The organism is Acidovorax sp. Q11, from assembly GCF_054950075.1.
The window spans coordinates 15,774-40,969 of record NZ_JBUDZG010000021.1 but is presented as its reverse complement, the minus strand read 5'-3'; the positions used below and the strand labels follow the sequence as shown (position 1 = coordinate 40,969).

General features: G+C 67.8%; 25 protein-coding genes, 1 pseudogene and 1 riboswitch. Of the genes and pseudogenes, 8 read left to right on the top strand and 18 right to left on the bottom strand.

Translation table 11 applies throughout. The annotated features are described in order from the left end of the window. Positions 1-3 precede the first annotated feature (3 nt). The 6 genes from ACYZGB_RS16195 to ACYZGB_RS16170 all read right to left on the bottom strand — a co-directional run bounded on the left by ACYZGB_RS16195 (position 4) and on the right by ACYZGB_RS16170 (position 6,752). Entirely contained in the window at positions 4-618 is a 615-nt protein-coding gene (locus tag ACYZGB_RS16195; RefSeq protein ID WP_462389734.1) for a DJ-1/PfpI family protein, read from the bottom strand. After that, the gene (locus ACYZGB_RS16190; RefSeq protein ID WP_462389732.1) at positions 615-1,175 is read right to left on the bottom strand and encodes a cysteine hydrolase family protein; all 561 of its coding nucleotides are present in this window, start codon (positions 1,173-1,175) and stop codon (positions 615-617) included. The genes ACYZGB_RS16195 and ACYZGB_RS16190 overlap by 4 nt, the downstream gene beginning before the upstream one ends. A 158-nt stretch (positions 1,176-1,333) precedes the next feature. After that, positions 1,334-2,947: a methyl-accepting chemotaxis protein gene (locus ACYZGB_RS16185; RefSeq protein WP_462389730.1), complete on the bottom strand. Its 1,614-nt coding sequence runs from the start codon at positions 2,945-2,947 to the stop codon at positions 1,334-1,336. Between the two features lie 199 nt (positions 2,948-3,146). Beyond that, entirely contained in the window at positions 3,147-4,160 is a 1,014-nt protein-coding gene (locus tag ACYZGB_RS16180; RefSeq protein WP_462389791.1) for an AI-2E family transporter, read from the bottom strand. 250 nt (positions 4,161-4,410) lie between these two features. Further along, on the bottom strand, positions 4,411-5,454 hold the full coding sequence (gene purM, locus ACYZGB_RS16175; protein ID WP_462389729.1) for a phosphoribosylformylglycinamidine cyclo-ligase: 1,044 nt from the start codon (positions 5,452-5,454) through the stop codon (positions 4,411-4,413). Between the two features lie 80 nt (positions 5,455-5,534). After that, on the bottom strand, positions 5,535-6,752 hold the full coding sequence (locus ACYZGB_RS16170) for an MFS transporter (RefSeq protein ID WP_462389727.1): 1,218 nt from the start codon (positions 6,750-6,752) through the stop codon (positions 5,535-5,537). A gap of 271 nt (positions 6,753-7,023) precedes the next feature. Here ACYZGB_RS16170 and hda point away from each other — a divergent pair, with 271 nt between their 5' ends. Genes hda through folK form a run of 4 tightly spaced genes read left to right on the top strand, consistent with a single transcriptional unit; the run spans position 7,024 to position 10,620 of the window. After that, positions 7,024-7,722, top strand: coding sequence for a DnaA regulatory inactivator Hda (gene hda / locus ACYZGB_RS16165; RefSeq protein WP_462389789.1), 699 nt, complete (start codon positions 7,024-7,026; stop codon positions 7,720-7,722). 35 nt (positions 7,723-7,757) lie between these two features. After that, on the top strand, positions 7,758-8,468 hold the full coding sequence (locus tag ACYZGB_RS16160) for a histidinol-phosphatase (RefSeq protein WP_462389725.1): 711 nt from the start codon (positions 7,758-7,760) through the stop codon (positions 8,466-8,468). Positions 8,469-8,481: 13 nt separating this feature from the next. Beyond that, positions 8,482-10,092 (top strand): polynucleotide adenylyltransferase PcnB, encoded by a 1,611-nt coding sequence (pcnB, locus tag ACYZGB_RS16155; RefSeq protein ID WP_462389724.1) that lies wholly within the window; start codon positions 8,482-8,484, stop codon positions 10,090-10,092. Between the two features lie 15 nt (positions 10,093-10,107). Next, positions 10,108-10,620 carry a 2-amino-4-hydroxy-6-hydroxymethyldihydropteridine diphosphokinase gene (folK, locus tag ACYZGB_RS16150; RefSeq protein WP_462389787.1) on the top strand — a complete coding sequence of 171 codons (513 nt, stop codon included), beginning with the start codon at positions 10,108-10,110 and terminating at the stop codon, positions 10,618-10,620. 261 nt (positions 10,621-10,881) lie between these two features. Here the strand turns inward: folK and ACYZGB_RS16145 are convergent, their stop codons facing one another. Genes ACYZGB_RS16145 through ACYZGB_RS16130 form a run of 4 tightly spaced genes read right to left on the bottom strand, consistent with a single transcriptional unit; the run spans position 10,882 to position 15,852 of the window. Continuing rightward, complete coding sequence (locus ACYZGB_RS16145) at positions 10,882-11,862, bottom strand: Bug family tripartite tricarboxylate transporter substrate binding protein (protein ID WP_462389723.1); 981 nt, start codon at positions 11,860-11,862, stop codon at positions 10,882-10,884. A 32-nt stretch (positions 11,863-11,894) separates the two neighbouring features. Continuing rightward, positions 11,895-12,578, bottom strand: coding sequence for a response regulator transcription factor (locus ACYZGB_RS16140; protein ID WP_462389722.1), 684 nt, complete (start codon positions 12,576-12,578; stop codon positions 11,895-11,897). Further along, on the bottom strand, positions 12,575-14,785 hold the full coding sequence (locus ACYZGB_RS16135) for a PAS domain S-box protein (RefSeq protein ID WP_462389720.1): 2,211 nt from the start codon (positions 14,783-14,785) through the stop codon (positions 12,575-12,577). The genes ACYZGB_RS16140 and ACYZGB_RS16135 overlap by 4 nt, the downstream gene beginning before the upstream one ends. A gap of 2 nt (positions 14,786-14,787) precedes the next feature. After that, positions 14,788-15,852, bottom strand: a complete 1,065-nt coding sequence (locus tag ACYZGB_RS16130; RefSeq protein WP_462389718.1) for a CDP-6-deoxy-delta-3,4-glucoseen reductase — start codon at positions 15,850-15,852, stop codon at positions 14,788-14,790. Between the two features lie 312 nt (positions 15,853-16,164). Here ACYZGB_RS16130 and ACYZGB_RS16125 point away from each other — a divergent pair, with 312 nt between their 5' ends. Further along, entirely contained in the window at positions 16,165-17,148 is a 984-nt protein-coding gene (locus tag ACYZGB_RS16125) for an NAD-dependent epimerase/dehydratase family protein (RefSeq protein WP_462389716.1), read from the top strand. Here the strand turns inward: ACYZGB_RS16125 and ACYZGB_RS16120 are convergent. From ACYZGB_RS16120 to ACYZGB_RS16090, 7 genes and pseudogenes are all read right to left on the bottom strand, one after another. Next, a complete protein-coding gene (locus tag ACYZGB_RS16120) occupies positions 17,136-17,792 on the bottom strand; it encodes a DUF4124 domain-containing protein (protein WP_462389715.1) in 657 nt (218 codons plus the stop codon). The two genes, ACYZGB_RS16125 and ACYZGB_RS16120, sit on opposite strands and share 13 nt — an antisense overlap. Before the next feature lie 56 nt (positions 17,793-17,848). After that, positions 17,849-18,391 (bottom strand): hypothetical protein, encoded by a 543-nt coding sequence (locus tag ACYZGB_RS16115; RefSeq protein ID WP_462389713.1) that lies wholly within the window; start codon positions 18,389-18,391, stop codon positions 17,849-17,851. A gap of 345 nt (positions 18,392-18,736) precedes the next feature. Then, positions 18,737-19,696, bottom strand: a complete 960-nt coding sequence (locus ACYZGB_RS16110; protein WP_462389711.1) for a chemotaxis protein — start codon at positions 19,694-19,696, stop codon at positions 18,737-18,739. Positions 19,697-19,827: 131 nt separating this feature from the next. Then, on the bottom strand, positions 19,828-20,130 hold the full coding sequence (locus ACYZGB_RS16105) for an antibiotic biosynthesis monooxygenase family protein (RefSeq protein WP_462389709.1): 303 nt from the start codon (positions 20,128-20,130) through the stop codon (positions 19,828-19,830). A 46-nt stretch (positions 20,131-20,176) separates the two neighbouring features. Further along, positions 20,177-21,055, bottom strand: coding sequence for a LysR family transcriptional regulator (locus tag ACYZGB_RS16100; protein WP_462389707.1), 879 nt, complete (start codon positions 21,053-21,055; stop codon positions 20,177-20,179). 29 nt (positions 21,056-21,084) lie between these two features. After that, positions 21,085-21,489, bottom strand: coding sequence for a hypothetical protein (locus tag ACYZGB_RS16095; protein ID WP_462389706.1), 405 nt, complete (start codon positions 21,487-21,489; stop codon positions 21,085-21,087). A gap of 150 nt (positions 21,490-21,639) precedes the next feature. Further along, positions 21,640-22,540: pseudogene (locus ACYZGB_RS16090) on the bottom strand (LysR family transcriptional regulator). 110 nt (positions 22,541-22,650) lie between these two features. On the opposite strand from ACYZGB_RS16090, the gene ACYZGB_RS16085 reads away from it, so the two are divergent. Beyond that, complete coding sequence (locus ACYZGB_RS16085; protein ID WP_462389704.1) at positions 22,651-23,292, top strand: NAD(P)-dependent oxidoreductase; 642 nt, start codon at positions 22,651-22,653, stop codon at positions 23,290-23,292. Positions 23,293-23,349: 57 nt separating this feature from the next. Here ACYZGB_RS16085 and ACYZGB_RS16080 read toward each other — a convergent pair whose 3' ends face one another. Then, entirely contained in the window at positions 23,350-23,874 is a 525-nt protein-coding gene (locus tag ACYZGB_RS16080) for a CPBP family intramembrane glutamic endopeptidase (protein ID WP_462389702.1), read from the bottom strand. Positions 23,875-24,270: 396 nt separating this feature from the next. Here ACYZGB_RS16080 and ACYZGB_RS16075 point away from each other — a divergent pair, with 396 nt between their 5' ends. Both ACYZGB_RS16075 and ACYZGB_RS16070 read left to right on the top strand, forming a co-directional pair. Then, entirely contained in the window at positions 24,271-24,768 is a 498-nt protein-coding gene (locus ACYZGB_RS16075; RefSeq protein WP_462389700.1) for a hypothetical protein, read from the top strand. Positions 24,769-24,905: 137 nt separating this feature from the next. Beyond that, a riboswitch (FMN riboswitch) is annotated at positions 24,906-25,075 on the top strand. Then, positions 25,060-25,185 carry a hypothetical protein gene (locus tag ACYZGB_RS16070; protein ID WP_462389698.1) on the top strand — a complete coding sequence of 42 codons (126 nt, stop codon included), beginning with the start codon at positions 25,060-25,062 and terminating at the stop codon, positions 25,183-25,185. Its footprint overlaps the riboswitch before it by 16 nt. Positions 25,186-25,196 lie beyond the last annotated feature (11 nt).

Below are 25,196 nucleotides of genomic sequence, written 5' to 3'. Positions count from 1 at the left end.
GTTTTAAGGCTCGCGGTTCCATGGAGTGTCCATCTGGCGGGCGGTGCGCTCGGACAGCGCCGCGCCCGCCAGCCGGGTGACCAGGTGCAGGCTCATGTCGATGCCCGCGCTGATGCCGGCCGACGTGACCAGCGCACCCCGGTCCACCCAGCGCACATTCTCCTGCACGTCGAGCGCCGGAAACTGCGCGCGCAGGTCGGTAATGTCCTCCCAGTGTGTGGTGGCAGGGCCTTCGGTCAGGACCCCGGCGGCTGCCAGGATGAAAGCGCCCGTGCAGACCGATGCCGTGATCTGCGCGCGGCCCGCTGTCTGGGCCACCCAGGCGCGGGTGGCGGGGCAGGTCGCAGCGGCATCGACCACGCCACCCGGCACGATGAGCACGTCGGGCGCGGCAGCGCTGGCAAAGTCCGCATCGGGCAGCACACGCAGGCCCGCACGGGCGCGCACCGGGGCCAGGCTGCGGGCCACGCACTGCACCACAAACGGTGCCGGCGCGCAGGGGTGCTGCCGCTGGTGCATGCGGCTTGCGGTGGTGAAGACCTCGTAGGGCCCGCCCAGGTCCAGGACCTCCACATCGTCGAACACCAGGATGGCGACTTTCAATGGCGCGGCGCTCATGCGGCGGCCCGGTCCAGTGCCTGCTGCACGGTGCACAGCGTGGCAAAGCGGCCTTGCAGCACGGTGGCGGTGCGGGTCTTGATGTCAGCCGCCGCCAGCACCTGGCCATCGGGCTGCACCATGTCCCAGGTGTGGGTGGCGTCGGTCACGTAGTCCACGGCCCAGCCCAGGTCGGACGCGTGGCGCGTGGTGGTCTCGCAGCATTGTTCGGTGCGGATGCCGCTGATGATGAGGCGCTGGATGCCATGGCGCGTGAGCCACACGTCCAGCCCTGTGCCCACCAGCGCACTGTGGCGCGACTTGGTGAAGGTGGCGGCCGCGTCGAAGCTGGCCAGGCCCTCCAGGGCGCGCACCTGGCCGGATGTCTGGGAGAACGGGTTCTCGGCCACCTCGGGGCCCTCGCTGTGGAACACGCGCACCACAGGGATGCCCTGGGCGACGCTGCCCGCGATCAGGGCGTTCTGGGCCTGCAGGTAGGCGGGCAGGTCCTGCTCCGTGAAGAACGGGCGGTGGCGGAAGGATTCCTGGACATCAATCACAATCAGACAGGTTTTCATGCGGAAATCTCTGGAGAGGGGTGGTTGGAAGCCCCTATCCTCGCGCCGAAGGCCTTTGTTGTCCGATGTTTGTGGGACATGCTTCGATCAATTTAGGCCATTTTTGGCTGAGCCTTTCTGATCGCAGTCCCCGGGGGCGTCCTTCCTTCGCAGTCCCGTCAGCGCAGCTGGCGCGGTGCCTTCGCCCCAGGCAGGGCCGCCGGGGCGCCGTCGTGCCCAGCCCCGTGTCCCCCCTCGTGCAGCCGGAAGGCGGCCACCACCTGGTTCAGTTCGTGCGCCTGCTGCTGCAGTGCGGCGGCTGCGGCAGTGGCCTGCTCCACCAGGGCTGCGTTTTGCTGGGTGCCCTGGTCCATCTGGGCGACGGCCTCGTTGATCTGTTCGATGCCGTCGGTCTGCTCGCGGCTGGCCTGGCTGATCTCTTCGATCACGGCCGACACGCGCTGCACGCTGTTCACCACCTCCTGCATGGTGCTGCCTGCCTGCTGGGCCAGGTCGGCGCCTGCCTTCACCTGCTCGGCCGAGTTGCCGATCAGCGCCTTGATCTCCTTGGCGGCTTCGGACGAGCGCTGGGCCAGGCTGCGCACCTCGCTGGCCACCACCGCAAAACCCCGGCCCTGCTCGCCTGCGCGTGCGGCCTCCACAGCCGCGTTCAGCGCCAGGATGTTGGTCTGGAACGCAATGCCCTCGATCACCCCGGTGATGTCGGACACCTTGCGCGAGGACGCGTCGATGGAGCCCATGGTCTGCACCACCTGCTCGACCACCGCACCGCCCTTGCGCGCCACCTCGGACGCCGACTGCGCCAGGGCGCTGGCCTGGCGGGCGTTGTCGGCGTTCTGCTTCACGTTGGAGGTCATCTCTTCCATCGAGGCGGCGGTCTGCTCCAGCGCGCTCGCCTGGGATTCGGTGCGCGCCGACAGGTCGTGGTTGCCCGCGGCGATCTGCTGCGAAGCACTGGCGATGTGTTCGGTGCCGTTGCGTACCTTCTGCACGATGCGGTGCAGGTTGTCCTGCATGGCCTGCATGTCCAGCATCAGGCTGGAGCGGTCGCCCGAGCGCGTGGCCACGGCCACCGACAGGTTGCCTTCGGAAATGCTGCGGGCAATGCTGCGCGCGTAGTCGGGCTCGCCACCCAGCTGCCGGATCAGGTTGCGCGCGATCAGCGTGCCGACGACCAGCAGGGCGGCGCCCAGCAGCAGCGCCAGCAGGCCAAAGCGGGTGGCGCGCTGCCAGATGGCGGTGTCCACGGCGTCGATGTACACGCCCGAGCCAATGACCCAGCCCCAGGGCGCAAAACCCTTCACGTACGAGGTCTTCTCAACTGGCGTGTCGCTGCCCGCCTTGGGCCACAGGTAGGGCACAAACCCTGCGCCGCTGGCCTGCACGGTGCGCACGAACTCCACAAACAGCTGCTTGCCGTTGGGGTCCTTGTTGGCGGTAAGGTCCTGCCCATTGAGCTCGGGGCGGATGGGGTGCATCACCATGCGCGGGTGCATGTCATTGATCCACACATATTCATTGCCGCTGTAGCGCACGGCCTGGATGGCCGCCGCCGCGCGCTTGCGCGCCTCGTCGTCGGGCATGCCGCCCTTGGTGCTGAGCTCGTGGAAATGCGTGGCAATGCCGTGTGCGGATTCCACCACCTGGCGCACGCCGGTCTGGCGCTCTTCCAGGATCAGCTGGCGTTCGGACACCAGGAACCAGGTGGTCAACACGGCGATGCCGAGAACAGCGCTCAGCACCAACAGGGCCAGTTTGCGTGCGGTGGTCATGGGGAACCTCCTGAAATGGGGTGGGTGGGCTGTGCGGGCGGCTCTCCTGCAAGAGGGAGGCCTTGCGTGGCAGGTTACTGCCACCACCCCGTGGGCGGCAGGGCAATAACCCGCATGGTCAGCAGAGGTGGCTGTATTGGAGGGCAGGCCTGTACAGGATTGCAGTGCGCGGGAGCGCCGGAAGCTGCGCGGCGGGGCGCTACACCAGCCGCGCCGCCACCAGTTCCTTCTTGAGGTAGGCGTAGAACAGCGGCGCTGCCACCAGTCCGGCGGGGCCGAACACCGCCTCGGCGACGAACATCACGGAGAGCAACTCCCACACGCCCATCTGCGTGCGGCGGCCCACCACCTTGGCGTTGATCACGTATTCGGCCTTGTGGATCAGGATCAGGAAACCCAGGCAGGCCGCAGCCGCCAGCGGCGACACCGACAGCCCCACGATGGTGAGCACCACGTTGCACACCAGGTTGCCCACGATGGGCACCAGCCCGGCGACGAAGGTGAAGGTGATGAGCACGGGTGTGTAGGGCAGCTCCATGCCCCACAGCGGCAGCACAAACAGCAGGAACAGGGCCGTGAGCAGGGTGTTGAACGCCGCGATCCAGAACTGCGCCGCCACGATCTGGCGGAAAGCCTCGCCGAACAGGGTGATGCGCAGCCGCAACTGATCGGCCAGCGGGCCCAGGGCGCTGCCCAGGGGGCGCACGGCGGCCAGGGCGCCGATCAGCAGCCCCACATAGGCAAACAGCACCCCGGCCAGCCAGGCGCGCCCGGCCATGGCCAGCGCGCCTGCCTTGGCGCCCAGGTAGTTGGCAATCACGCGCTGCAATTCGACGGCTCCGTCGGGCAGGTGGCTGGCCATGTCGGGCGGCAGTTTCAGCCGCAGCTCCAGCACCGTGCGGGCCATGTAGTTGAGCAGTTCCTGGTACTGGTGCGGCGCGGCCACCAGGTAGCCGCGCGAATGCGTCAGTCCTACGCCCAGCAGCACCAGGGGCAGCAGCATCACCAGCGCGGCGGCGGCGATTTGGGCCAGATGCAGTGTGCGGGGTGTTGCCGAAGGCTGGCGCAGCGCACGCGCAGCCAGGGCGCCAAACCACCGCGTGAGTGCCCGGGTGAGCAAGAAGCCCAGGCACACGCACAGCAGGCCAGGCAGCAGGCCGCGCCACATCACCAGCAGCAGCACACCTGCCATCAGCAGGTAACTGGCAATCATCACGCCCCGGGTGGCGGGGCGTGCGGGCGTGGCTGCTTCAAAGTCTGCAGCAGGGGAGACCCCGTCCACGGGAACGGGCGGGGTGGGGGTTGCCGCAGGCGGCAAGGCGGGGAGGGTGGGACGCGATGCCATGCGCAGTCACCTCAGGAACGGTCTGGTGGGGCGAACACAATCCAAAGCGCTAGCGGCGCGCACAAGCCAGCGCGTGGCCAGCGCGCGGCCGACCGTGGCGGGATGGGGGCGAGGGCCTTCAGGCGACCACCACGGCGGCGCCATCGCCGCGTGCTGCAATCGCACCAATGGTGTAGACCTGTTCACCCGCCGCACGCAGCGTGGCGGCTGTGGCCTCTGCGTTGGCAGCATCCACCACCACCACCATGCCGATGCCGTTGTTGAAGGTGCGGTTCATCTCGATGTCGTCGATGCCGGCGGTCTTCTGCAGCCAGGCGAAGAGCTCGGTCTGGGGCCAGCTGCCCTTGGTGAGGTGGGCAGCCGTGCCTTCGGGCAGCACGCGGGGGATGTTTTCGAGCAGGCCGCCGCCAGTGATGTGGGCCAGGGCCTTGATGGGATGCTGGGCCAGCGCAGCCAGCACGTTCTTCACATACAGGCGGGTGGGTTCCATGATGGCTTGCTTGAAGGGCTTGCCGTCCAGCGTGGCGGGGGCGCTGTCACCCGCGCGGTCGATGCACTTGCGCACCAGGCTGAAACCGTTGGAGTGCACACCGGCCGAGGCCAGGCCCAGCACCACGTCGCCTGGCTTCACATCCCGGCCGGTCAGGATCATGGACTTTTCGACCGCACCCACGGCAAAACCGGCCAGGTCGTATTCGCCTGCGGGGTACATGCCGGGCATTTCAGCGGTTTCGCCGCCGATCAGCGCACAACCGGAGAGTTCGCAGCCCTTGGCAATACCGCCGACCACGGCAGCCGCCGTGTCCACGTCGAGCTTGCCGCAGGCAAAGTAGTCGAGGAAGAACAGGGGCTCGGCGCCCTGCACCAGCACGTCGTTCACGCTCATGGCCACCAGGTCGATGCCCACGGTGTCGTGCATGTTCCATTCAAACGCCAGCTTGAGCTTGGTGCCCACGCCGTCGGTGCCAGAGACCAGCACGGGTTCCTGGTAGCGCTTGGGCACTTCAAACAGCGCGCCAAAGCCGCCAATGCCTGCCAGCACGCCTTCGCGCATGGTCTTCTTGGCCAGCGGCTTGATGCGCTCGACCAGCGCGTCGCCCGCGTCGATGTCAACGCCGGCGTCTTTGTAGGAGATGGGGGTGGAGGAGGCAGAGGAACTCATGGGAGGTGCTTTGGTGCTGGTAGGCCCGACGAGCGGGCTGGAATCCGGGGATTTTAAGGGGGCTGGGCCGACCGCCCCGCTCAGCCCTGTGTGAGCGGGGGCTTTGGCGGGGTCGCTTCGGTGCGCGCGTGCCACAGCACACCCACCAGCGCCAGGGTGCTGAACGCGCCTCCGGCCAGGAAAGTGGCGCTGGCGCCCCACTGGTCCCACAGCAGGCCCGCCAGGGCGCTGGCGACCAGCAGCGCCACGCCGCTGGCCAGGTTGAACATGCCAAAGGCCGTGCCACGCAGGTCGGCGGGCGCGCTGGCCGCCACCATGGTGGCCAGCAGCCCCTGGGTCATGGCCATGTGCAGGCCCCACAGCGCAACGCCCAGCCAGGCCGCGATGCCGTGGCCGCGCCAAGCCAGCAGCGCATCGGCCGTAATCAGCACCACCAGGCCCCAGGCCAGCAGCGTGGTGTGGTTCATCCGGTCAGAGAGCTTGCCCAGGGGATAGGCGCCCAGGGAGAACACCAGGCTCATGAGCACCAGGGCCAGTGGCGTGAGGGCCAGTGGCAGCCCATCTTGCTGCAGGCGCAGCACCAGAAACGCCTCGCTGAACCGCGCCAGCGTGAAGACTGCGCCCAGGGTTACCACCCACCAGTAGTTTTGGCTCAGGCGGCGCAGGTTTTCGCGGCGGATGGGGTTGGTGCGTGGCTGGCCGACGGGGCGCTCGGGCTCCTTCACGCCGCACACCAGCACCACGATGCACAGCGCGGCGGGGAACACGGCCACCCAGAACACCGCGCGGAAGTCGTTGGCCCACAACAACATCAGCCCCATGGCCAGCAGGGGGCCCAGGAAGGCACCCACAGTGTCCAGCGATTGCCGCAGGCCGAAGGCAGCCCCCCGCTGGTCGGGCGGCGCCAGGTCGGCCACCAGCGCATCTCGTGGCGCCGCCCGGATGCCCTTGCCCACCCGGTCGAGCAACCGGGCCGTGATCACCCAGCCCGCCGTGGACGCCAGGGCAAACAGCGGCTTGGACAGCGCACCCAGCCCATAGCCCACGATGGCCAGCGGCTTGCGCTTGCCCCACCAGTCGCTCAGCGCCCCCGAAAACACCTTGAGGACCATGGCCGTGCCCTCGGCCGCGCCTTCGATCAGGCCCACTGTGAGCATGCTCACGCCCAGGGCTGTGACCATGAAGACGGGCAGCAGGCTGTGGATCATTGCGGAGGAAATGTCCATGAGCAGGCTGACAAACCCGAGGGCCCAGATGCCAGCGGGCAGGCGCTTGGAGGGGGAGGCGGGAGGGGCCATGGTGTGGGATCTCGACGGCGGGGTGAGGCGGCGGCAGCAGGCGGGCTGCGCCAGACTAAAATCAGGTGCATTGTCGCCCAGCCCCCTGCTCAGGGAGCCGGTCGCGCCCCGCGCCGTGAGCCACTTTGCCGCTGCACCCCGCCGCAGCCAGCCATGGCCGGGCGCCTTCTTCCCATTCTCCTGTGATGCTGCTGCTGAAACTCTCCTCGCCTGCCGCTCCCGCACCGACCGCCACGGGCCTGCCCCTGCCGCCGGGGGGCCGCGCATGATGATGAAGCAACTGGCGCTGGACATCGGCCTGGCCACAGGGCCCACCCTGGCCCGTTTTTTTGCCGGGCCCAACGAGGCAGCATTGCAGCACCTGCGCCTGGCCGCAGGTGACGGCAGCAGCCAGGCCACCCGCTCGCCTGTGCCCACCTACCTGTGGGGCGAGCCCGGCAGCGGCAAGACCCATTTGCTCAAGGCCGTGCGCCAGGCCCTGCGCGAGCAGGGTGCCAGCGTGGGCTGGCTCGACCCCTCAGTGGCTGAGCCGCCGGATTTCAACGAAGACTGGGTCGCCATCGTCATGGACGATGTGCATCTGTACGACACCGCCCAGCAGGCCACGGCCTTCAACTGGTTTGTCAACGCCATCAGCCCGGCCAGCGGCGGCCAGCGCTGGGTGCTGGCTGCGGGCGACCTGCCCCCGGCCGACCTGCCGCTGCGCGACGACCTGCGCAGCCGCCTGGGCTGGGGCCATGTGTTCCAGCTGCAGCTGCTGGGTGAGGCCGAGCGCCGCTCGGTGCTGCGCCAGGAGGCCGACGCGCGCGGCGTGTTCCTGGGCGACGAGGTGATGGATTACATGCTCAACCGTTTTTCGCGCGACCTGGGCAGCCTGATGCAGCTGCTGGACCAGCTCGATGCATTCGCCTTGCGCACCCAGCGCGCCATCACGATTCCGCTGCTGAAAACCATGCTGGAGTCGGAGTGAAGCGGTGTTTCCCTTTTGTCTCTTTGTGAATCTCAATGACCTCTGAACCACGCCGCCTGCGGCTTGCGCTGTTCGATCTGGACCACACGCTGCTGCCGCTCGACTCCGACTACGAGTGGGGCGAGTTCACCATCCGCATCGGCTGGAACGACCCGGTGGAGTTCGCGCGCCGCAACGACGAGTTCTACGCCCACTACCAGGCGGGCACGCTCAACGTGCACGACTACGTGCGGTTTGCCACCGAGGCCGTGCGCCTGCGCGGGCCCGAGGCCGCAGCGGCCGCGCACCAGCAGTTCATGCGCGAGGTCATCACCCCGGCCATCCAGCCGCAGGCACTCGACCTCATCCGCCAGCACCAGGCGGCGGGCGACGAGGTGCTGATCGTCACCGCCACCAACGAGTTTGTGACCACGCCCATCGCCCAGGCGCTGGGCGTGCCGCAGCTGCTGGCCGTGCAGCTGGTACGTGACGCCAGCGGCTGGTACACCGGCGAGATCGACGGCGTGCCCACCATGCGCGAGGGCAAGGTCACGCGCATGGAGCAATGGCTGGCCGCGCGCCAGCTCACCTGGGTCGATGTGGACAGCACGTTCTACAGCGACTCCATGAACGACGTGCCCCTGCTCGAAAAGGTAAACCGCCCTGTGGCCACCAACCCCGACCCGCGCCTGCGCGCCCTGGCCCAGCAGCGCGGCTGGCGCATACTGGACCTGTTCACGGCCCCTGCCAGCCAGGCGTCCTCCTGATTACTCCCTATCCATGATCAAGAAGTTCATCGACAAACTGCTGGGCAAATCGACGCCCGGCACCTCGGGCGGCAAGCCCCATTTCGGCAAGCGTGAAGAGGTGCCTGCCTCGGTCCACGGCATCAACCCCGAGCTGGTGGACCGCCGCGCCGCCGAGGTGGTAGCCACCCTCAAGCAAGCAGGTTTTGAGGCCTACATCGTCGGCGGCGCCGTGCGCGACCTGCTACTGGGCCTGCGCCCCAAGGACTTCGACGTGGCCACCAACGCCACGCCCGAGCAGGTCAAGGGCCTGTTCCGCCGCGCCTTCATCATCGGCAAGCGCTTTCGCATCGTGCACGTGGTGCATGGCCGGGGGCGTGAGCATGAGGTGATCGAGGTCTCCACCTTCCGTGCCTACCTCGACAACGCCGCTGCAGGCCAGGTGTCGGGCAACGAAAAGACCAGCAAGGCCCAGCTGTCGGGCATGCAGCATGCCGTGGACGCATCGGGCCGCGTGCTGCGCGACAACGTCTGGGGCCCGCAGGACGAAGACGCCACACGCCGCGATTTCACCGTGAACGCCATGTACTACGACCCGGTCAGCCAGATCGTGGTGGATTACCACAAGGGTTTGCAGGACGCCAAGAAGAAGACCCTGCGCATGATTGGCGACCCCGCCACGCGCTACCGCGAAGACCCGGTGCGCATCATCCGCGCCGTGCGGTTTGCGGCCAAGCTCAGCCCGCTGGGCTTCAGCATCGACGCCAAGTCGGCCGCGCCGCTGGTGCAGTCGCAGGCGCTGCTGGCCGAGGTACCGCAAAGCCGCATGTTTGACGAAATGCTCAAGCTGCTGCAGACCGGCCACGCCATTGCCACCATCGAGCAGCTCAAGAAGCTGGGCATGGCCAAGGGCATCTACCCGCTGCTGGACGTGGCCGTGGAGCGTGCCGACACCCCGTTTGTGAAGGCTGCGCTGGTGGACACCGACCGCCGCGTGAACGAAGGCAAGCCCGTGGCCCCCAGCTTCTTGCTGGCCTGCGTGCTGTGGGAAGACGTACGCAATGGCTGGCAAGAGCGCCTGAACCAGCGCCAGCACCCGCTGCCCGCGCTGCAGGAGGCCATCGACGAAGTTTTCGACCGCCGCATCGGCGACGTGTCGGGCCGGGGCAAGCTGGCGGCCGACATGCGCGAGATCTGGGTCATGCAGCCCCGCTTTGAAAAGCGCGTGGGCAGCACCCCGTTTGGCATGGTGATGCAGCCGCGCTTCCGGGCCGGGTTCGACTTCATGCGCCTGCGCGCCGACGTGGGCGAGGTGGAAGAAGCGCTGGCCGAATGGTGGCAGGACTTCCAGGCGGCCGACGACGAGCGCCGCGAAGACCTGATGGACCAGGCGCGCGAAGAGCAGAAGGCCCGCCAGAAGGCGCAGCAGCCCGTGGTCAAGCGCGTGCCGCGCAACCAGGCGCCAGCGCCGGCATCGGCCCCGCGCGCGGCAGGCCAACCGGAAGACGCTGATCTGCCAGGGGGCGACGCCGAGTTCGCCACCGAAGGCAGCGCCCCCAAAAAACGCCGCCGCCGTCGCCGCAAGCCCGGTGGCGGGGCGGGCGGTGGTGGCGAAGGCGCAGCGCCTGCCACTGCAGGCGAGTGAGTGAGTTGGCGGGACATGGGCGCTGAGCCCGCCCTGGCCTATGTGGGCCTGGGCGCCAACCTGGGCGAGCGCGAAGCCGCCCTGCGCCAGGCCCTGGCGGCTTTGGGCCAATGCCCCGGCACCCGGGTGCTGCGGGTGTCGCCGCTGTACGGTAGCGCCCCTGTGGATGCCAGTGGCCCCGACTACCTGAACGCCGTGGCCGAAGTGGCCACCACCCTCGCACCCGAGGCCCTGCTGCAGGCGCTGCAGGCCATTGAACAATCTGCCGGGCGCGAGCGCCCTTACCGCAATGCGCCGCGCACGCTGGACCTGGACATCCTGTGGTTTGGCGACCAGGTGATTCACACCCCCACCCTCACCGCGCCCCACCCCCGCATGGCCGAGCGCGCCTTTGTGCTGCACCCCCTGGCCGACCTGGTGCCCGACCGGGTGAGTGCCGCCGCCTTGCAGGCCGTGGCCGCGCAGAGCATCTACCGGCTGGCCGATGCGGGCTGGGCAGAGGGTGTTGTGGGTGGTGATTGCTCCTGATTTAGGAGCTGCTAGCGCTTGATGGGCGCGCGCAAGAGGCCAAAAAAGCCTAAAGAAAGCAGTGCACTTGGCTCACCCGCACCGTATGACGCGGGCGCGGCCCCACGCCAGCGCCACCGTGGAACCGGCTCTGCCGGGCCACGGGCGGCGTCCCCCTTGGGGCTGAGAGGCCGCAACTCCAAGCCTGCCTGCGCAGGCTTGGACGGCATCGAAGAGCTGCCGCCTCTGGCGGCGGCACCGAGCGGGTTGCTGCTCAGGGGGTCAATCTACCTTCGCGCCTGACGCCTTCACCACCTGCTGGTACTTGGCACGCTCGGCGGCCATGAAGCTGTCGAACTGCTGCGGCGTGGTGGCCACGGGTTCGGCCAGCAGGGCACCAAAGCGGGTCTTGGTCTCGGGCGCGTTCAGCGCTGCGACAAAGGCCTTGTTCAGCTTGTCGATGATGGGCTTGGGCGTGGCCGCAGGCGCCACCAGGCCCCACCAGGTGTCGATGGAGAAGCCCTTGAAGGTAGAGGACAGCGGCGGCACGCCGGGCAGCGACGCCGAGGCATCCAGCGAGGTCACGGCCAGCGCCTTGAGCTTGCCCGCGCGGATGTTGGGCGCGGCGGCAGCCAGGTTGTCGATGTTGAAGTCCACCTCGCCCGCCAGCAGCGCGAGCTGGGCCGGGTTGGCGCCCCGGTAGGGGATGTGCAGCGCGAAGATGCCCGCGCGCTGCTTGAACATCTCGCCCGCCAGATGGCCTGCGCTGCCGTTGCCGCCGCTGCCGTAGTTGAGCTTGGCGGGGTTGGCCTTGGCGTACGCAATCAGGTCGGCCACCGAGTTGATCTTGAGCTGCTCGGCCTTGGCGGCGTTCATGACCAGCACGTTGGGTACGCGCACCATCTGCGTGATGGCTGCAAAGTCCTTGCCCGCGTCATAGGGCATGCGGGCATACAGCCAGGGGTTGACCGCATGGGTGGCGGTGGCGGCGATGCCGATGGTCAGGCCATCGGGCGCGGCCTTGGCAATGGCGTCGGCGCCGATGTTGCCGCCCGCGCCGCCCTTGTTGTCGATGATCACCGTGCCCAGCGAATCGCGCACGCGCTCGGCCAGTGCACGCGCCGTCACGTCGATGGGGCCGCCGGGGGCATACGGCACGATCAGGCGGATGGGTTGGCTCGTGTCCTGCGCCGAAGCGATGGAGGGAGAAAAAACCGTTGCGGCGGCAACGGCACTGGCGAGGAGGATGTTTCTGCGGTTCATGGATGCATTGTGCAAAAAATTCGTAAGAAGGCTTACGAAAGCCTGGGGGAAAGGCCTTCGGCAAGCCCCAGTTCTTCCACCAGCTTGCCCAGCTCGTGCGACGAGCGTATGTCCAGCTTCAAAAAGATGGCCGAGCGGTGTGTGTCCACGGTGCGGGGGTCGATGGGGCGGTCGGGGTCGTGCTGCGCCAGGGCGCGGGCGACTTCCTTGCTGCTGATGCCCGTGGCCACCAGGCGCGCCACCTCCTGCTGGCGTGGGCTCAGCGCGTTCCAGCGCTCCAGCAACCCGGCGCGGCGCTGCGCCTCGGCGGCCAGCGCCTGCGACAGGCTGGCTGCGCGCTGCACGGCGGCCAGCAGTGTGGCTTCGTCGCAGGGTTTTTCCAGCCAGTCCACCGCGCCCTGCTTGACGGCGGCCACAGCCGAGGCCAGCTCGCCGTGGGCGGACAGGAACACGGTCTTGAGCACCGACCCGCGCTGGCGCATGGCCTCGAACACCTGCAGGCCGCTTATGCCGTCCATGCGCAGGTCCAGCAGCACGCAGCCGGGCTGGGCCAGGTCGGCCTGGGCCAGAAACTCCGCCCCGCTGGCAAACACCTGGGCCGCGTGGCCACGGGCCAGCAGCAGCGCGGCCAGCGAGTGGCGCACACCTGCGTCGTCGTCCACGATGTAGACCTGAAGAAGCGGGGCGGGTGGCTGGGCCGGGGTGGGGTCGTTCATGGCAAGGTCGCAGCGGATGTGGAAACCTGGTGCAGGGGAAGCCGTATCTCGAAGATCGCGCCGCCCCCTTCGCGGTTGCGGGCCAGCAGCGCGCCGCCCATGCTTTCGACGATGGAGCGGCAGATGTTCAGGCCCAGGCCCAGGCCGCCTTCGCGGGTGGTGAAGAAGGGCTCGAACAGGCGCTCGGCAATCTCGGGCGCGAGGCCGGGGCCCCGGTCCAGCACCTGCAGGGAGGCATGGCCGTCCTCGGCCGCCGTGCGCAGCAGCAGCTCAGGGCCGTGGGCGGGCGCAGCCTGGGACTGCATGGCCTGCAGTGCGTTCAGCCCCAGGTTCAGCACCACCTGCTCCAGCAGCACGCGGTCGGCACTCACCCGCACGGGCTCGCGGGCCAGGTCCAGGCGCACGGCCACGCCATGCCGGCGCGCCTCGGCGCGCAGCAGCAGCGCGAGCGACTGATCCACGGCGGCGTTCAGGTCGCAGGGCTCGCGGGCTGCCGGGTGCTGGCGCACCCAGTGGCGGATGCGGCCCACGATGTCGGCCGCGCGCAGCGCCTGGGCCGAGAGCGCGGCCAGGGTCTCGTTCAGCAGCTCTGGCTTGCCCTGTGCGGCCAGGGACTTGGCTGCGGCCGCGTAGTTGACCAGGGCCGCGAGTGGCTGGTTCAGCTCGTGCGCCAGGGTCGAGGCCATCTCGCCCACGGTGATCACGCGCTGCACGCGCTGCAGCTGGGCCTCGCGCTGCTGTTGCTGCTCTTCGGCGCGTTTCTGGGCCGTGATGTTCACCACCGAACTCATCCAGCCGATGTGTTGGCCGTGGCCGTCGATGAGCCGGGTGGTGTAGAACATGGTGTAGACGTCCGAGCCATCGCGGTGGCGCAGCCGGTTTTCGCGGCCCTGGGGCGATGCCTTGCCAGCCAGCACGGTGTCGCTGTCGTTCCAGTGCCGGTCCAGCTCGTCGGGGTGCCAATAGGGGTAGGGCGGTCGCTGGCCGATGAGTTCGTCGGCGCGGTAGCCCACCATGTCGCACATGGCGGCATTCACGTAGACGATGCGGCCCTCCAGGTCGCGGGCGCGCATGCCGACCAGCAGTGAGTCTTCCATCGACTGACGGAACGCCTGGGCCTGCTGCAGCGCGTGGGTGCGCTCCTGCACGCGCTGCTCCAGCCCGATGCGGGCCTGGCGGTTTTCGGCCAGGCGGCGCTCGCGCAGCTGCCAGTAGAGCGCGCCCAGCACCAGCAGGCCCGAGGCCAGCGTGGCCAGCGCCCAGGCCTGCTGGCGCGCCACGGTCACCACCCGGCTGTCGGCTGTGACGGTGAGTGTCCAGCCCAGGTCGGGCAGGGCTTCCTCGAATGCCAGGTACCGCTTGCCATTGCCGTCCAGGCGCAGCTCGGCGCCGGGCTGGTCGGCCTGCTGGCGCAAGGCCCAGGGCACGGGGCGGGGTGTCCAGCCGGTGCCATATTGTTCGTTGTGCTGCAGCTGCTGCACGTCGGCGGCGGGCACGGGACGGCTGGTACGGTACAGCCAGCTGGGCTCGGAGCCCAGGAACACGATGCCGCGTGCGTCCGTTACGAACACCGGGTCGCGCAGCTGCTCCCAGGGGTTGGCGATGGGCTCCATGCGCACTTTCACGGCCACCACGCCAATCACCCGGCCGTTGTCGCGCACGGGGGCCGACACAAACAGGCCGGGCTCGCCCGTGGTCTTGCCCACGCCATAGAAGCGCCCGGTGTCACCACCCAGGGCATCGTGGAAGTAGGGGCGGTTGCGGTAGTTCTGGTGCACAAAGCTGTTGGGTGTGTCCCAGTTGCTTGATGCGAGGGTGAGGCCCTGCGGGTCCATCACGTAGAGCATGTCGGAGCCTGCGTGCTCGTTCACGGTCTGGAGGTAAGCGTTGGCGGCATCACGCACCTCCTGGGAAGTGGGGTGGTGCAGCAACTGGCGCACCAGCGGGTGCTGGGCGGTGGTGAAGGGCAGGTAGTTGTAGCGTGTGGCCACGCCCAGCAGCGCCAGGGCCTGCACTTCGCCCGAGCGGCGCAGGTTGTCCCACTGGGTGTCCCGCTCGCTCTGGGCCGCCCATTCACCGGCCGCCACCACCAGCAGTACGGCCACACACAGCAGGGCTGCGATGAACCCCGCGCCCCGGGGCAAGCGGTGTGAAGGGCGCGGGGCACCGGCCTCGGCAGAGTCGGCGGGCGCCGCGCGCGGGTCCACGGTCAGCCGCCGTGTTTATCGGCTTCGGAGGTGAAGGAGTCGGCGAAGAACTCTTCGGGTGGCAGGCCGCGCTGGGCGCTGTAGGCCGCGCGGGCCGAATCGACCACGATGGGCGCACCGCAGGCATAGACCTGGTGGCCTGAGAGGTCAGCAAAATCATCCAGCACGGCCTGGTGCACAAAGCCCGTGCGGCCGCTCCAGCCGTCTTCAGGTAGGGCGTTGGAGATGACGGGGATGTAGCGCAGCCAGGGCAGCTCAGCGGCGTGGGCCTGCACCCAGTCGTGCATGTACAGGTCTTCGGGGCGGCGGCCACCCCAGTACAGCGCGGTGGGACGGGTGATGCCCTTGAACTGCAGGTGCTCGATCAGCGCCTTGATGGGCGCAAAGCCCGTGCCTGAGGCCAGCAGCACGATGGGCTTGTCCGAGTCCTCGCGCAGGAAGAAGCTGCCGAACGGGCCTTCCACGCGCAGGATTTCCTTTTCCTTCATCGCGCCGAACACATGGTCGGTGAACTTGCCGCCGGGCATGTGGCGGATGTGCAGTTCCACCCCGGGTGCCTCGGTCTGGGTGTGGGGGGCGTTGGCCATCGAATAGGCGCGGCGCGCGCCATCACGCAGGATGAATTCGATGTACTGGCCCGCGTGGTAGCGGAAGGTGTCGGCGGCGGGCAGCTGCAGGCGCACCTGCATCACGTCCGGCGACTTTTTCTCCAGGGTGGACACGCGCACCGGCATCTTCTTGATGGGGTAGGCGCTTTCGTCGGTGACCTGGCGCGATTCGAGCACCACGTCCGACAGCGGCTCGGCGCAGCAGGTCAGCACCAGGCCTGCAGCCTCTTCGTCGGCGCTGAGCGCCTTGGGCTGGTGTTCGCCATGGCGCACCGTGCCACTGATCTTCTTGCACTTGCACGAGCCGCAGGCGCCGTCCTTGCAGCCATAGGGCAGGCCCACGCCGTTCTGGATGGCAGCGGCCAGGATGGTCTGGCCTGTGGGGGCACTGAAAGCGCTGCCGCTGGGCTGCACGGTGATCTGGAACGCTGCGGTGGTGGCAGCCTCGGCGCTGGTCATGTTGTGGGTATCCTCGGGACGTGTTCTATCCAAGCAAACGGCCCCGATTTTGCCCTCAGAGCGTGTTCATAGTTTGTTCATAGTGCCCGTTGCCCCACAAAGGCTGTGGCTGCAAGGCGCAAACCGCAGCCGGGCTGGTGGCCCGGCGAGGATTTGCAACGCCGCAGACGCTGCCTTTGCGGGGCAACCCTTCGGGCAAGGTCGCAAACAGCCACGCTCGTTGTTGCCCGCCTTGCCCATGCCACCAGCATGGGCTGCGGAGGGCGCCTAGATCGTGGCTGTTTGCGACCTTGCGGACACTATGAACAAACTATGAACACGCTCTCAAACCCCCTTGGCGCCCTGCCGGCGCGCTTTCGCCGTGAACGCCTGCTGATCGTGGGCTGTGGTGATGTGGGTCAACGTGTGGTGCGTGACCTGAATACGGGCCCGGGTGCGGGGCGCCTGCAGGTGCTGGCGCTCACCTCCAGCCCGTCCCGCGTGGTGGGGCTGCGCCGTCTGGGCGCGCGGCCATTGCTCGGCAACCTGGACGATGCCGCCACGCTGCGCCGCCTGTCGGGGGTGGCCACGCGGGTGCTGCACCTGGCGCCGCCGCCCGGCGAAGGCGCTGGCGGCGCTGCCTGGTGGGCCGACCCGCGCACCGTGGCACTGGCCCGGGTGCTGCGGCTGCGCAGCCTGCCGGTGTCGCTGGCCTATGCATCCACCAGCGGGGTGTATGGCGATTGCCAGGGCGCCCTGGTGCCCGAGACGCGCACTTTGGCCCCTGCCACACCGCGCGCGCAGCGCCGGGTGAATGCCGAGCGTGCCGTGCGCCACCTGGGCCGCGCCGGGGTGCGGGCCAGCGTGCTGCGCATTCCGGGCATCTATGCCCCCGACCGCGAGGGCGGCACGCCCGAGGCCCGCCTGCGGCGCGGAACGCCGGTGCTGGTGCCCGAGGACGATGTGTTCACCAACCACATCCACGCCGACGATCTGGCGCGTGCCTGCGTGGCCGCGCTGTGGAAGGGGCGGCCGCAGCGCGCCTACAACGTGAGCGACGCGACCCACATGAAGATGGGCGACTACTTCGACCTGGCGGCCGACCTGTATGGCCTGCCGCGCCCGCCCAGGGTGCCGCGCAGCACGGCGCAGGAGCAGTTGTCCTTGATGCTGCTGAGCTTCATGGGCGAGTCGCGCCGACTGGACAACCGGCGCATGTTGCAGGAGCTGGGTGTGCGGCTGCGCTACCCCAGCGTGGCGCAGGGGCTGAAGGGCTTGCGCGCGACGGACGTACCGGCAGGTTCTCAGCGCGGGTAGACGTTGCCCTGGCTGTCGTAGCAGCGGAACACGTTGCACTGCGTGAATTTTTTCGGCTCCGGGGCCGGTGTGGGCTGGGGCGTGGGGCGCACCGGGTGGCGGGGCGGCACCACCACCACGACCGGCGCGGGGGTGGTGTTGACCGTGGTGGGGCGCGCCGCACGGGCTTTTTCTACCTCGGCATAACCCTCGGGGCCCAGGCAGTCCAGGTCCATCTGCCGCTGGGCGGCCTCTGCACGCTGGCTTTGTTCATAGCTGCCTGCGTTGCCGCTGCTCAGCACCACGTCCAGGTTGCGGCGTGAGCGCGCACATTCGGGGGAGCGGGCGTAGTCCTGCGATTTGGCGGCCGGGGTGCGCTCCCGCTGTGCGTTGCGCAGGGCCTCGGTTTCTGCAGCCTTGTTCTCGGCCTCCAGGCGCTTTTGCTTCAGCGCCAGCGCTTCGGCGGCCTGCTCGCGTTCGCGCTGGATTTCTTCTGGCGTTTTGCGCGCCTCCACCTCACGCGCCGTGGTGCCGCCCGCACATTTGCCGTCGGTGTAGGTCACCTTGCCGGTGGCGGGGTCGGTGCAGCGCACCACCTGGGCCTGGGCGGCGGTGCCGATCCAGGCCACACACAGGCATGCGAGGAAATGCTGGGCTCGGGTCATGGGGGCACCGCTCAAAAAGTGGGTTCGTTCGTCTGTTGATCGCCAGGCGACGCGGTTCAGGGCTGTTCCTGGCTGTTCGAGAACTGGCGCGAGCGCCAGTCCTGCGGATGGGGTGTGTAGCTGCCGGGGGCCAATTGCCCGGGGCCACGGTTGCGCCGGTCTTCTGCGGCGCGGCGGTCGCGCTCGGCCTGCTCGCGGCGGGCCTGGTCGCGTTCGCGGGCGCGGCGGTCGGCGTCGCGGGCCTGTTGTTCGCGTTGGTCCCGCTCGCGGGCCGCACGGTCCCGTTCGGCACGGTCACGGTCACGCTCCCGTTCGCGCCAGTCGTTGCGGTCACGGCCCTTGTCCCAGCGGTCGTCATGCCGGTCGCGTCCGCCGTAGTAGACGGGGGGCGGTGGTGGGGCCGAGTAGATCACCCCGGGTGCCCGGTACACGGGCGGGGCCTGGTACACCGGCGGCGGGGCGTTGTAGATGTACCCCGGCTGTTCGTACACCTGGTAGCGCGGGGGCTCGTAGTACGGGTCGCCCGGTACGGTGGCGCACCCGGTCACAAGAACCCCCAGGGCCGAGGCAGAAAGGATGCGGGCGAGTGTGTAGGTCATGGTGTTCAGACTCCGGCCCCGGGGTGCGCGTTCCACCCGGGTCCGTAAAGCCCCTGAAAAACACCCCGGTGGGATGTTACAAATTTCAAAGGCTGGCGTGTGCTGTGCCAAGCCCTTTAGCGTTTGGCGCCGCCATTTGGTTGACCGCTCCGGGGCGCCTGCCGGGCGGTTGCGCGGCCCGCACCGGGCCCAACGCTTCGCTGCCTTGTGTGGGTATCAAAATTGATAGCTTAAAAGGCATGCTGGACGCGCGCAAACGGCCAAAAAACATCGAAATATGCATCTGCCTACTGCCCTTCACGCCGTGCGCGGGCGTGGTGGCGGGCAGCAGGGCGGCGGCCGGGCTTACTTGGGCAGCACGCGGCGGATGGTTTCGGCCAGGTCTTCGGCCACGAACTTGGCCACATAGCCGTCGGCGCCCACGCTGCGCACATGGTCTTCATTGGCCGAGCCCGACAGCGACGAGTGGATGACCACTGGCAGGCCGTGGAAGCGCGCGTCCTGCTTGATGTTGCGGGTCAGGGTGAAGCCGTCCATCTCCGGCATTTCCAGGTCGGTGAGCACCATGGCCACGCGGTCGAGCACCGTTTTGCCTTCGGCCTCGGCGCTTCTGGCGATGGCGTTGAGCCGGTCCCAGGCCTCCTTGCCCGACTTGACCATCTCGTAGGGGGCGTTGAGCACCTTGAGTTCCTGCTCAATGAGCGAACGGGCCACGAAGGAGTCGTCTGCCGCCAGGACGATGGTGCCGGGCTTGAGCTTGAGCTTGGCGCCCACCTTCTCTTCGGTCACCTCGTGGCCGTCAGACGGCGACACCATCTGCAGGATGGCTTCCACGTCCAGCACCTGGGCCAGGCGGGATTCATCGGTGTTGCCGTCCAGCCGGGCGATGCTGGTGACCAGCTTGCCCTTGGCGCCGCTGGTTTCGGCCGACAGCACCTGTTTCCAGTCCAGCCGCACGATGTCTTCCACCGATTCGACCGCAAACGCCTGGGTGGTGCGTGCGTATTCGGTCACCAGCATGATGTTCAGGCCCGTCTGGGGCTTGCAGCCTACGATGGAGGGCAGGTCCAGCACCGGGATCACCTGACCGCGCAGGTTGACCACGCCCAGCGAATGCGGCGTGGTGCCCGCAATGGGGGTGATGCTGGGCATGGCCACGATCTCGCGGATCTTGAAGACGTTGATGCCGAACAGCTCGGACTTGTTCAAAGCGGTGTCGGTGCCCAGGCGGAACAGCAGCAGCTCAAACTTGTTGGTGCTGGTGAGGTTGGTCCGCTCGTCGATGTCCTGCTGGATGGCTTTCATGATGGATCCTTGGCGCAGAAATGAAGATACGCGCTTTTACAAATTCTAGGACCCAAACGGCATGTGCAGTGCGCTAAATCTTCAGGCAATACCCGAATAGTGCGCCGCAGCAGGCGGGCGTGGTGGCGCCGTCACAGTCTGGCCAGGGCCACCGGCTCAAAGTGCACAACCGTGGGGAAAGGGTCATAGAAGTGGTGCAGCAGTTGCTTCCACTCCTGGTACTGGGGAGATTTCCGAAACCCTACCTCGTGGTCGGCCAGCGTGGACCAGCGCACCAGCAGTACATAGTCCTGCGGCCGCTCCAGGCAATGGCCCAGCTCATGGGAGATGTAGCCGGGCATGGAGGCAATGATGCGCTGCGCCTGGGCAAACGCCTGTTCAAACGCACTGTTCTGGCCAGGGCGGACGGTGAGGTGGGCAATTTCCAGAATCATTGGGGGTGGCCAGAGGGGGTGCAACAAGGGTGGATGGGGCAGGGGATCAGACTACATTGCTGCGCTGCACGGGCTCGGGCTGGGCTGCGGTGGCCTTCATGCCGTCCGCCAGGCGGTGCAGCAGACCGAGCAGGGGCGCGTCCGACGCGTCGCAGGCCAGGCCAATGTGGCGCGAAAAGGCCAGGGGCCCGTCCAGCGGGCGGGTGAGCGCGCGGCGCGCCTGGGCTGCATGCGACTGCGGCACCACGGCCAGGCCCATGCCCGCGTCCACCATGTGCAGCAGCAGCTCCTCGCGCGCGGCACTGGCCTGCACCTGCAGCGCAATCCCCCGCTCGGCCAGCAGGCGGATGAAGGACTGGTGCAGCGGGCAATAGGGCCACTCGATGAGGGGCAGGTTTTCAATGTCTGCCAGTCCAAAGCGCTTCTTGAAGCGCAGCGGGTGCTGCTCGGGCACCAGCATCACATAGGGCTCGTGCCACAGCGGCACAAAGGTGTCGCCCGGCGGCTTGCAGTGCTCGGCCACCATGCGCAGCCGGGCCTCTTGTGCGCTGGCGGTGAGCCGCACCATGGTGTGGGGCCACTCTTGCGCAATCTGTGCGAACAGGGGCGTGGCCTGCTGCACCATCAGGTCGTCCTGCAGGAAGATGCCCAGCGTTTCACGTGGTGCATCGCGAAAGTCGCGCACCATGGCGCTGGACTGGGCCAGCAGGCTGCAGGCGCGGGGGTACAGCCGGTGCGCGGCAGGTGTGGGGGCCAGGCCCTGGCGGCTGCGCTCGAACAGGGTGGTTTCGAGCGCATCCTCCAGCCCCTTGATGGCCATGCTGATGGACGGCTGCGCCACAAAACAGCGGCGCGATGCGGCAGTGACAGAGCGCTCTTCATAGGCCGCCACAAAGTAGCCCAGGGCGCGCAGATCAAACAGCATGGCGTCAGGGCCTTTCTTGGATCAGGTTGTCAGACGGGGATGATGGTGGTGACGGTCTCGCGGAAATAGTCCACCTGGCCGTTCTGCGAATGGCTGGTGATCCAGGTCACGGATTCCACCTCGCGCTGTTGTACCGCATAAAAGAAGCGCTGGTGAAAGTGCGTGAGCACCCAGTCGTTGCCCAGCGGCTGGCTGTGGGTGTGCAGGATCTTCGTGCCGCGCGGGAACACCTCCATCCCCAGGCGCTGCACCACGGCCATCGCCTCGGCCTTGTTGCGGGCGGTTTGCCAGCTGGTGTCGGCATCGTCGCGGTAGTGGTCAATGCGGAAGTCCACATCGTTGGCAATGGTGGCCAGCAGTGTGGGCACGTCCTGCTGCTCGAAGGCGGTCAGCACGCGGTCGATGGGGAAGGTCAGTGGCGGGTTGGTCGTCATGTCGGGTCTCCGGTGGGTGGTGGGGTCAATCCATCAAACAAACCCTGGCCAGGGAGCCGCCACTGTAGGCAGAGCCCGGCGCCCACACAACGATGGAATTTGTGGGGCCGTGCGATAAAAAACCGATGGGAAGGCGGCCAAGACTGGCACTCAGTCAGAGATCCCGGGCACCTGCCGCAGATAGGCGTGCAGCGCTGCAATCGACTGGCGCACCTTGGCGGGCTGCGCATCGCGCTGCGGCGTCACGGCCCAGATGTCCAGCGTGCCAAACGACCACTCGGGCAGCAGCCGCACCAGCTGCCCGGCCTGCAGCGCCTCGTGCGCGTCCATGCTGCCCACCAGCGCCAGGCCCAGCCCGGCCTCGCACATCTGCTGGATGGACAGCTGGTTGTTGCTGGCAATGCGGGGCTCCACCCGCAGTGCACGCGGTTCGCCCGCCGGGCTGTGCAGGTCCAGCAACAGCCCGCCCCCTTCGCGCGCAAAGCCCAGCCAGCTGTGGGTGAGCAGTGCATCGGGGTCGCGCGGCGCGCCATGCTGCGCCAGCCACTGCGGCGACGCGGCCAGGTACCACTGCATGCCACACAGCCTGCGCGCCGCCCAGGTCGAGTCCGAAAGCCGCCCAAAGCGCACCGCCAGGTCGATGCGCGCATTGATGAGGTCGATGGGCGCGTCGTCCACCAGCAGCCGCAGGCGCAGCGCCGGGTGGGCGGCCAGCAATTCGCCCAGCGCGGGCGCTATGTGGCGCGCAAACCCTACCGTGGCCGACAGGCGCAGTTCGCCGCTGGGTTCATCGCGCGAGGCCGCCAGCTCGGCCCGTGCCTGCTCGGCGGCGGCCCACATGGCGGCGCAGCGCGCGTGGTAACGCTGGCCCGCCTCGGTGAGTGCCAGCTTGCGGGTGGAGCGGTGCAGCAGCGTCACGCCGCCATCGCTTTCGAGCTTGCGCACCTGCTGGCTCACGGCCGAAGTGCTCATGCCCAGCGCGCGCGGCGCCACTCATCGATCCGTGCTGCACCACGGCGGCAAACACGGCCATACGTTTGAGGTCTTCCATGGGGTAATTGTGAAGTACAGCTTCAAGGAGAAGGCATTTTTAGCCCTCTACCGCGCACTTTGACAAGCCCGTAATCTCACCCCATCGCAACTTTGACCCCAGGAGACCCCATGAACATCGCCCTGATCGGCGCCACCGGCTTTGTCGGCTCGGCCGTGCTGAACGAACTGCTGCAACGCGGCCACCGCGTGACCGTGCTGGCCCGCAACCCCGGCAAGCTCACTCCCCGTGAAGGCCTCACGGTGGTGGCTGCCGACGCACAGGATGCTGCCCAGGTCGCCAAGGCCGCCGCAGGCCACGACGCGGTGGTGAGCGCCTACAACCCCGGCTGGACCGTGCCCGATATCCACGACCAGTTCCTCAAGGGCACCCGCGCCACCATCGACGGGACCAAGCAGGCCGACGTGCGCCGCTTTCTGATGGTGGGCGGTGCGGGCAGCCTGTTTGTGGCACCCGGTGTGCAGCTGGTGGACACGCCCCAGTTCCCCGCCGAATGGAAGCAGGGCGCCCTGGCCGCCCGCGAGGCGCTGAACTGGATCCGCACCGAAAACACGCTGGACTGGACCTTCCTCTCGCCCCCCATCCTGCTGCAGCCCGGCGAGCGCACCGGCCAGTACCGCCTGGGCGACGAAGCCCCGCTGATGAACGGCGAACAGCCCGGCAGCATCAGCGTGGCGGACCTGGCCGTGGCCATCGTGGACGAGCTGGAAACGCCGCGCCACGTGCAAAAGCGGTTCACGGTGGCGAACTGAGCCTTTCCGGATTGACGGGGGTTGCGTCCAGTGGGCGCAGCCCTTTTCTTTGTGACTTCAGGAAAAAGCCGCCAAGTCGATCAGTGTGTGGCCCAGCACTATGGGCCACAGGGTTCTCCAGTGCAGGAACCAGCGGCACATCACCCCATGCGCAAAGAAGGCCGCGATCACGCCGTGCCTGCCGTGCTCCCAGTGCGCCAGCGCAAAGATGGTTGATACGCAGAGTGTGAAGCGCATTTCTGAAGGATGTTGGCGCGCACTTGCGTACAGCAGCCATGGCAGCCCAATGAAAAAGATGCTCTCTATCAGCCCGGCACTTACTGCTGCGTAGATTTGCAACGCCGCACCCGCCAGGCCCTGAGGGAAAAGTTGCACCAACTGGAAGCTGCCAGGCGACGGGCCGAGCACCCGCCACGACAGGTTCCGCTTCATCAGGAAGGCCAGCCCTGCGGTGACAAACACCATCAGGCCCTGTCCCGCGAGGGGCAAGAGGTTCTTTTCTGGAGGGGCAAGTCCATAGCGCCTGGGGTGCAAAGAGGCCTTGTGCGCAAGCAGCCACAGGAGGGCGGTGGGCAACAGCACGCACTGTATGCCGTCGGCTACCTAGAACAGGAGTGGGCTTGTCAGTGCAAGCCTGTTCAGGCAAAGGCCATTGAACAGCCAGACCAGCAGCACGGGCAGCAAGGCGCATGCAATCATGAGCGGCTCATGCCGACTCAGTGCAGGGGCGGCATGCGGTTTCCAACTTTGGGTCAAGTGTGTTTCCAGGTGAGGGGAGCGCGGGATGGCGTGCAAGCCATGCTGTGATTTGGGCGGGCCAGACCTTCGTAAGGCGATAGCCAGACGTAGGGCTTTAGCGGTGTTCCCCTGCTCCGACTGGCTCTGCCGGGACGGAGACCTGCAATTCGTGAAGTAGTCCCGGATGGTGGGCTGCACTTTCGCCGTATGCTCTGCGCCTTTTTCCCTTCCGCCGCACCCATGACCGACCCCATTGCCAACAGCTTCGACGTACCCGACACCATCCAGGAACCCCGCTGCTGGAGCGATGGGCGCTGGACGGCGCAGGTCATCAAGAACGAAGACGACGATGGCTGGGCCGTGTCCATGACGCTGAAGGGCGAGGCCGAACCCGCGCTGGTGGGCCCCTGGACCATGGGACGTGACAAGAAGAACCCCAAGCCGCTCGATGTGTCGGCCTTCCACACCCTGGTCAAGACCGCCAGCGAAGTGGTACGCCGCCACGAGCAGCAACTGCACGCGCAGCTGAACAAGAGCGTTCACATCACCACCGCAGACGGCCAGCGCCTGCGCGTGGCGCTGGCCATCGTGCCCGATGAGGAAGGCGCCACGGCCACGCTGAGCGCGCAGGACGAGCTGGGCGAAGAGGTTGCCCGTGCGTCCGCGCCGCCCACCTTCAAGCTCACGCCCGCCAGCGCAGCGGCCTGGGCCGAAGGCGGGTTTCAGCGCGTGCGCTGAGCAGACTTCGACATTCAATACAGCCCACAGCCGCAGAAACCGGCACTGCCAGTGCAGGCAATCGCCTGCGCGACGGCGTGCCGCGTGCCCGCCGCCTAAAATCCCACCCGTCGGCCCCGGATGACCTTCGGGGCCGACAGCGTTCTCAGGGCGGGGCGGAATTCCCCACCGGCGGTATTTGTTGGCTGAAAAGCCAGCAAGAGCCCGCGAGCGCCTGCGGTGCCGTTTTTCGGATCGGCCTGCAGGGTCAGCAGATCTGGTGCGAAACCAGAGCCGACGGTCACAGTCCGGATGAAAGAGATCGCGAAACCCACGGGCCCCGTGGCGGGTGTCAGCTGGTGGGCGCGCTTTGGCGCGTCCGTAGGCCATGCCATTCGCCAGGGGTACGTGTTCGCGCGCGCCCTGATTCTGGTATGACCTTTTCGAGG

Bases quoted from the DNA above. Each gene is read 5' to 3' on its own strand.
- ACYZGB_RS16195 (WP_462389734.1), bottom strand. From the start codon at position 618: ATGAGCGCCGCGCCATTGAAAGTCGCCATCCTGGTGTTCGACGATGTG.
- ACYZGB_RS16190 (WP_462389732.1), bottom strand. From the start codon at position 1,175: ATGAAAACCTGTCTGATTGTGATTGATGTCCAGGAATCCTTCCGCCAC.
- ACYZGB_RS16185 (WP_462389730.1), bottom strand. From the start codon at position 2,947: ATGACCACCGCACGCAAACTGGCCCTGTTGGTGCTGAGCGCTGTTCTC.
- ACYZGB_RS16180 (WP_462389791.1), bottom strand. From the start codon at position 4,160: ATGATTGCCAGTTACCTGCTGATGGCAGGTGTGCTGCTGCTGGTGATG.
- purM (WP_462389729.1), bottom strand. From the start codon at position 5,454: ATGAGTTCCTCTGCCTCCTCCACCCCCATCTCCTACAAAGACGCCGGC.
- ACYZGB_RS16170 (WP_462389727.1), bottom strand. From the start codon at position 6,752: ATGGCCCCTCCCGCCTCCCCCTCCAAGCGCCTGCCCGCTGGCATCTGG.
- hda (WP_462389789.1), top strand. From the start codon at position 7,024: ATGAAGCAACTGGCGCTGGACATCGGCCTGGCCACAGGGCCCACCCTG.
- ACYZGB_RS16160 (WP_462389725.1), top strand. From the start codon at position 7,758: ATGACCTCTGAACCACGCCGCCTGCGGCTTGCGCTGTTCGATCTGGAC.
- pcnB (WP_462389724.1), top strand. From the start codon at position 8,482: ATGATCAAGAAGTTCATCGACAAACTGCTGGGCAAATCGACGCCCGGC.
- folK (WP_462389787.1), top strand. From the start codon at position 10,108: ATGGGCGCTGAGCCCGCCCTGGCCTATGTGGGCCTGGGCGCCAACCTG.
- ACYZGB_RS16145 (WP_462389723.1), bottom strand. From the start codon at position 11,862: ATGAACCGCAGAAACATCCTCCTCGCCAGTGCCGTTGCCGCCGCAACG.
- ACYZGB_RS16140 (WP_462389722.1), bottom strand. From the start codon at position 12,578: ATGAACGACCCCACCCCGGCCCAGCCACCCGCCCCGCTTCTTCAGGTC.
- ACYZGB_RS16130 (WP_462389718.1), bottom strand. From the start codon at position 15,852: ATGACCAGCGCCGAGGCTGCCACCACCGCAGCGTTCCAGATCACCGTG.
- ACYZGB_RS16125 (WP_462389716.1), top strand. From the start codon at position 16,165: ATGAACACGCTCTCAAACCCCCTTGGCGCCCTGCCGGCGCGCTTTCGC.
- ACYZGB_RS16120 (WP_462389715.1), bottom strand. From the start codon at position 17,792: ATGACCCGAGCCCAGCATTTCCTCGCATGCCTGTGTGTGGCCTGGATC.
- ACYZGB_RS16115 (WP_462389713.1), bottom strand. From the start codon at position 18,391: ATGACCTACACACTCGCCCGCATCCTTTCTGCCTCGGCCCTGGGGGTT.
- ACYZGB_RS16110 (WP_462389711.1), bottom strand. From the start codon at position 19,696: ATGAAAGCCATCCAGCAGGACATCGACGAGCGGACCAACCTCACCAGC.
- ACYZGB_RS16105 (WP_462389709.1), bottom strand. From the start codon at position 20,130: ATGATTCTGGAAATTGCCCACCTCACCGTCCGCCCTGGCCAGAACAGT.
- ACYZGB_RS16100 (WP_462389707.1), bottom strand. From the start codon at position 21,055: ATGCTGTTTGATCTGCGCGCCCTGGGCTACTTTGTGGCGGCCTATGAA.
- ACYZGB_RS16095 (WP_462389706.1), bottom strand. From the start codon at position 21,489: ATGACGACCAACCCGCCACTGACCTTCCCCATCGACCGCGTGCTGACC.
- ACYZGB_RS16085 (WP_462389704.1), top strand. From the start codon at position 22,651: ATGAACATCGCCCTGATCGGCGCCACCGGCTTTGTCGGCTCGGCCGTG.
- ACYZGB_RS16075 (WP_462389700.1), top strand. From the start codon at position 24,271: ATGACCGACCCCATTGCCAACAGCTTCGACGTACCCGACACCATCCAG.
- ACYZGB_RS16070 (WP_462389698.1), top strand. From the start codon at position 25,060: ATGAAAGAGATCGCGAAACCCACGGGCCCCGTGGCGGGTGTCAGCTGG.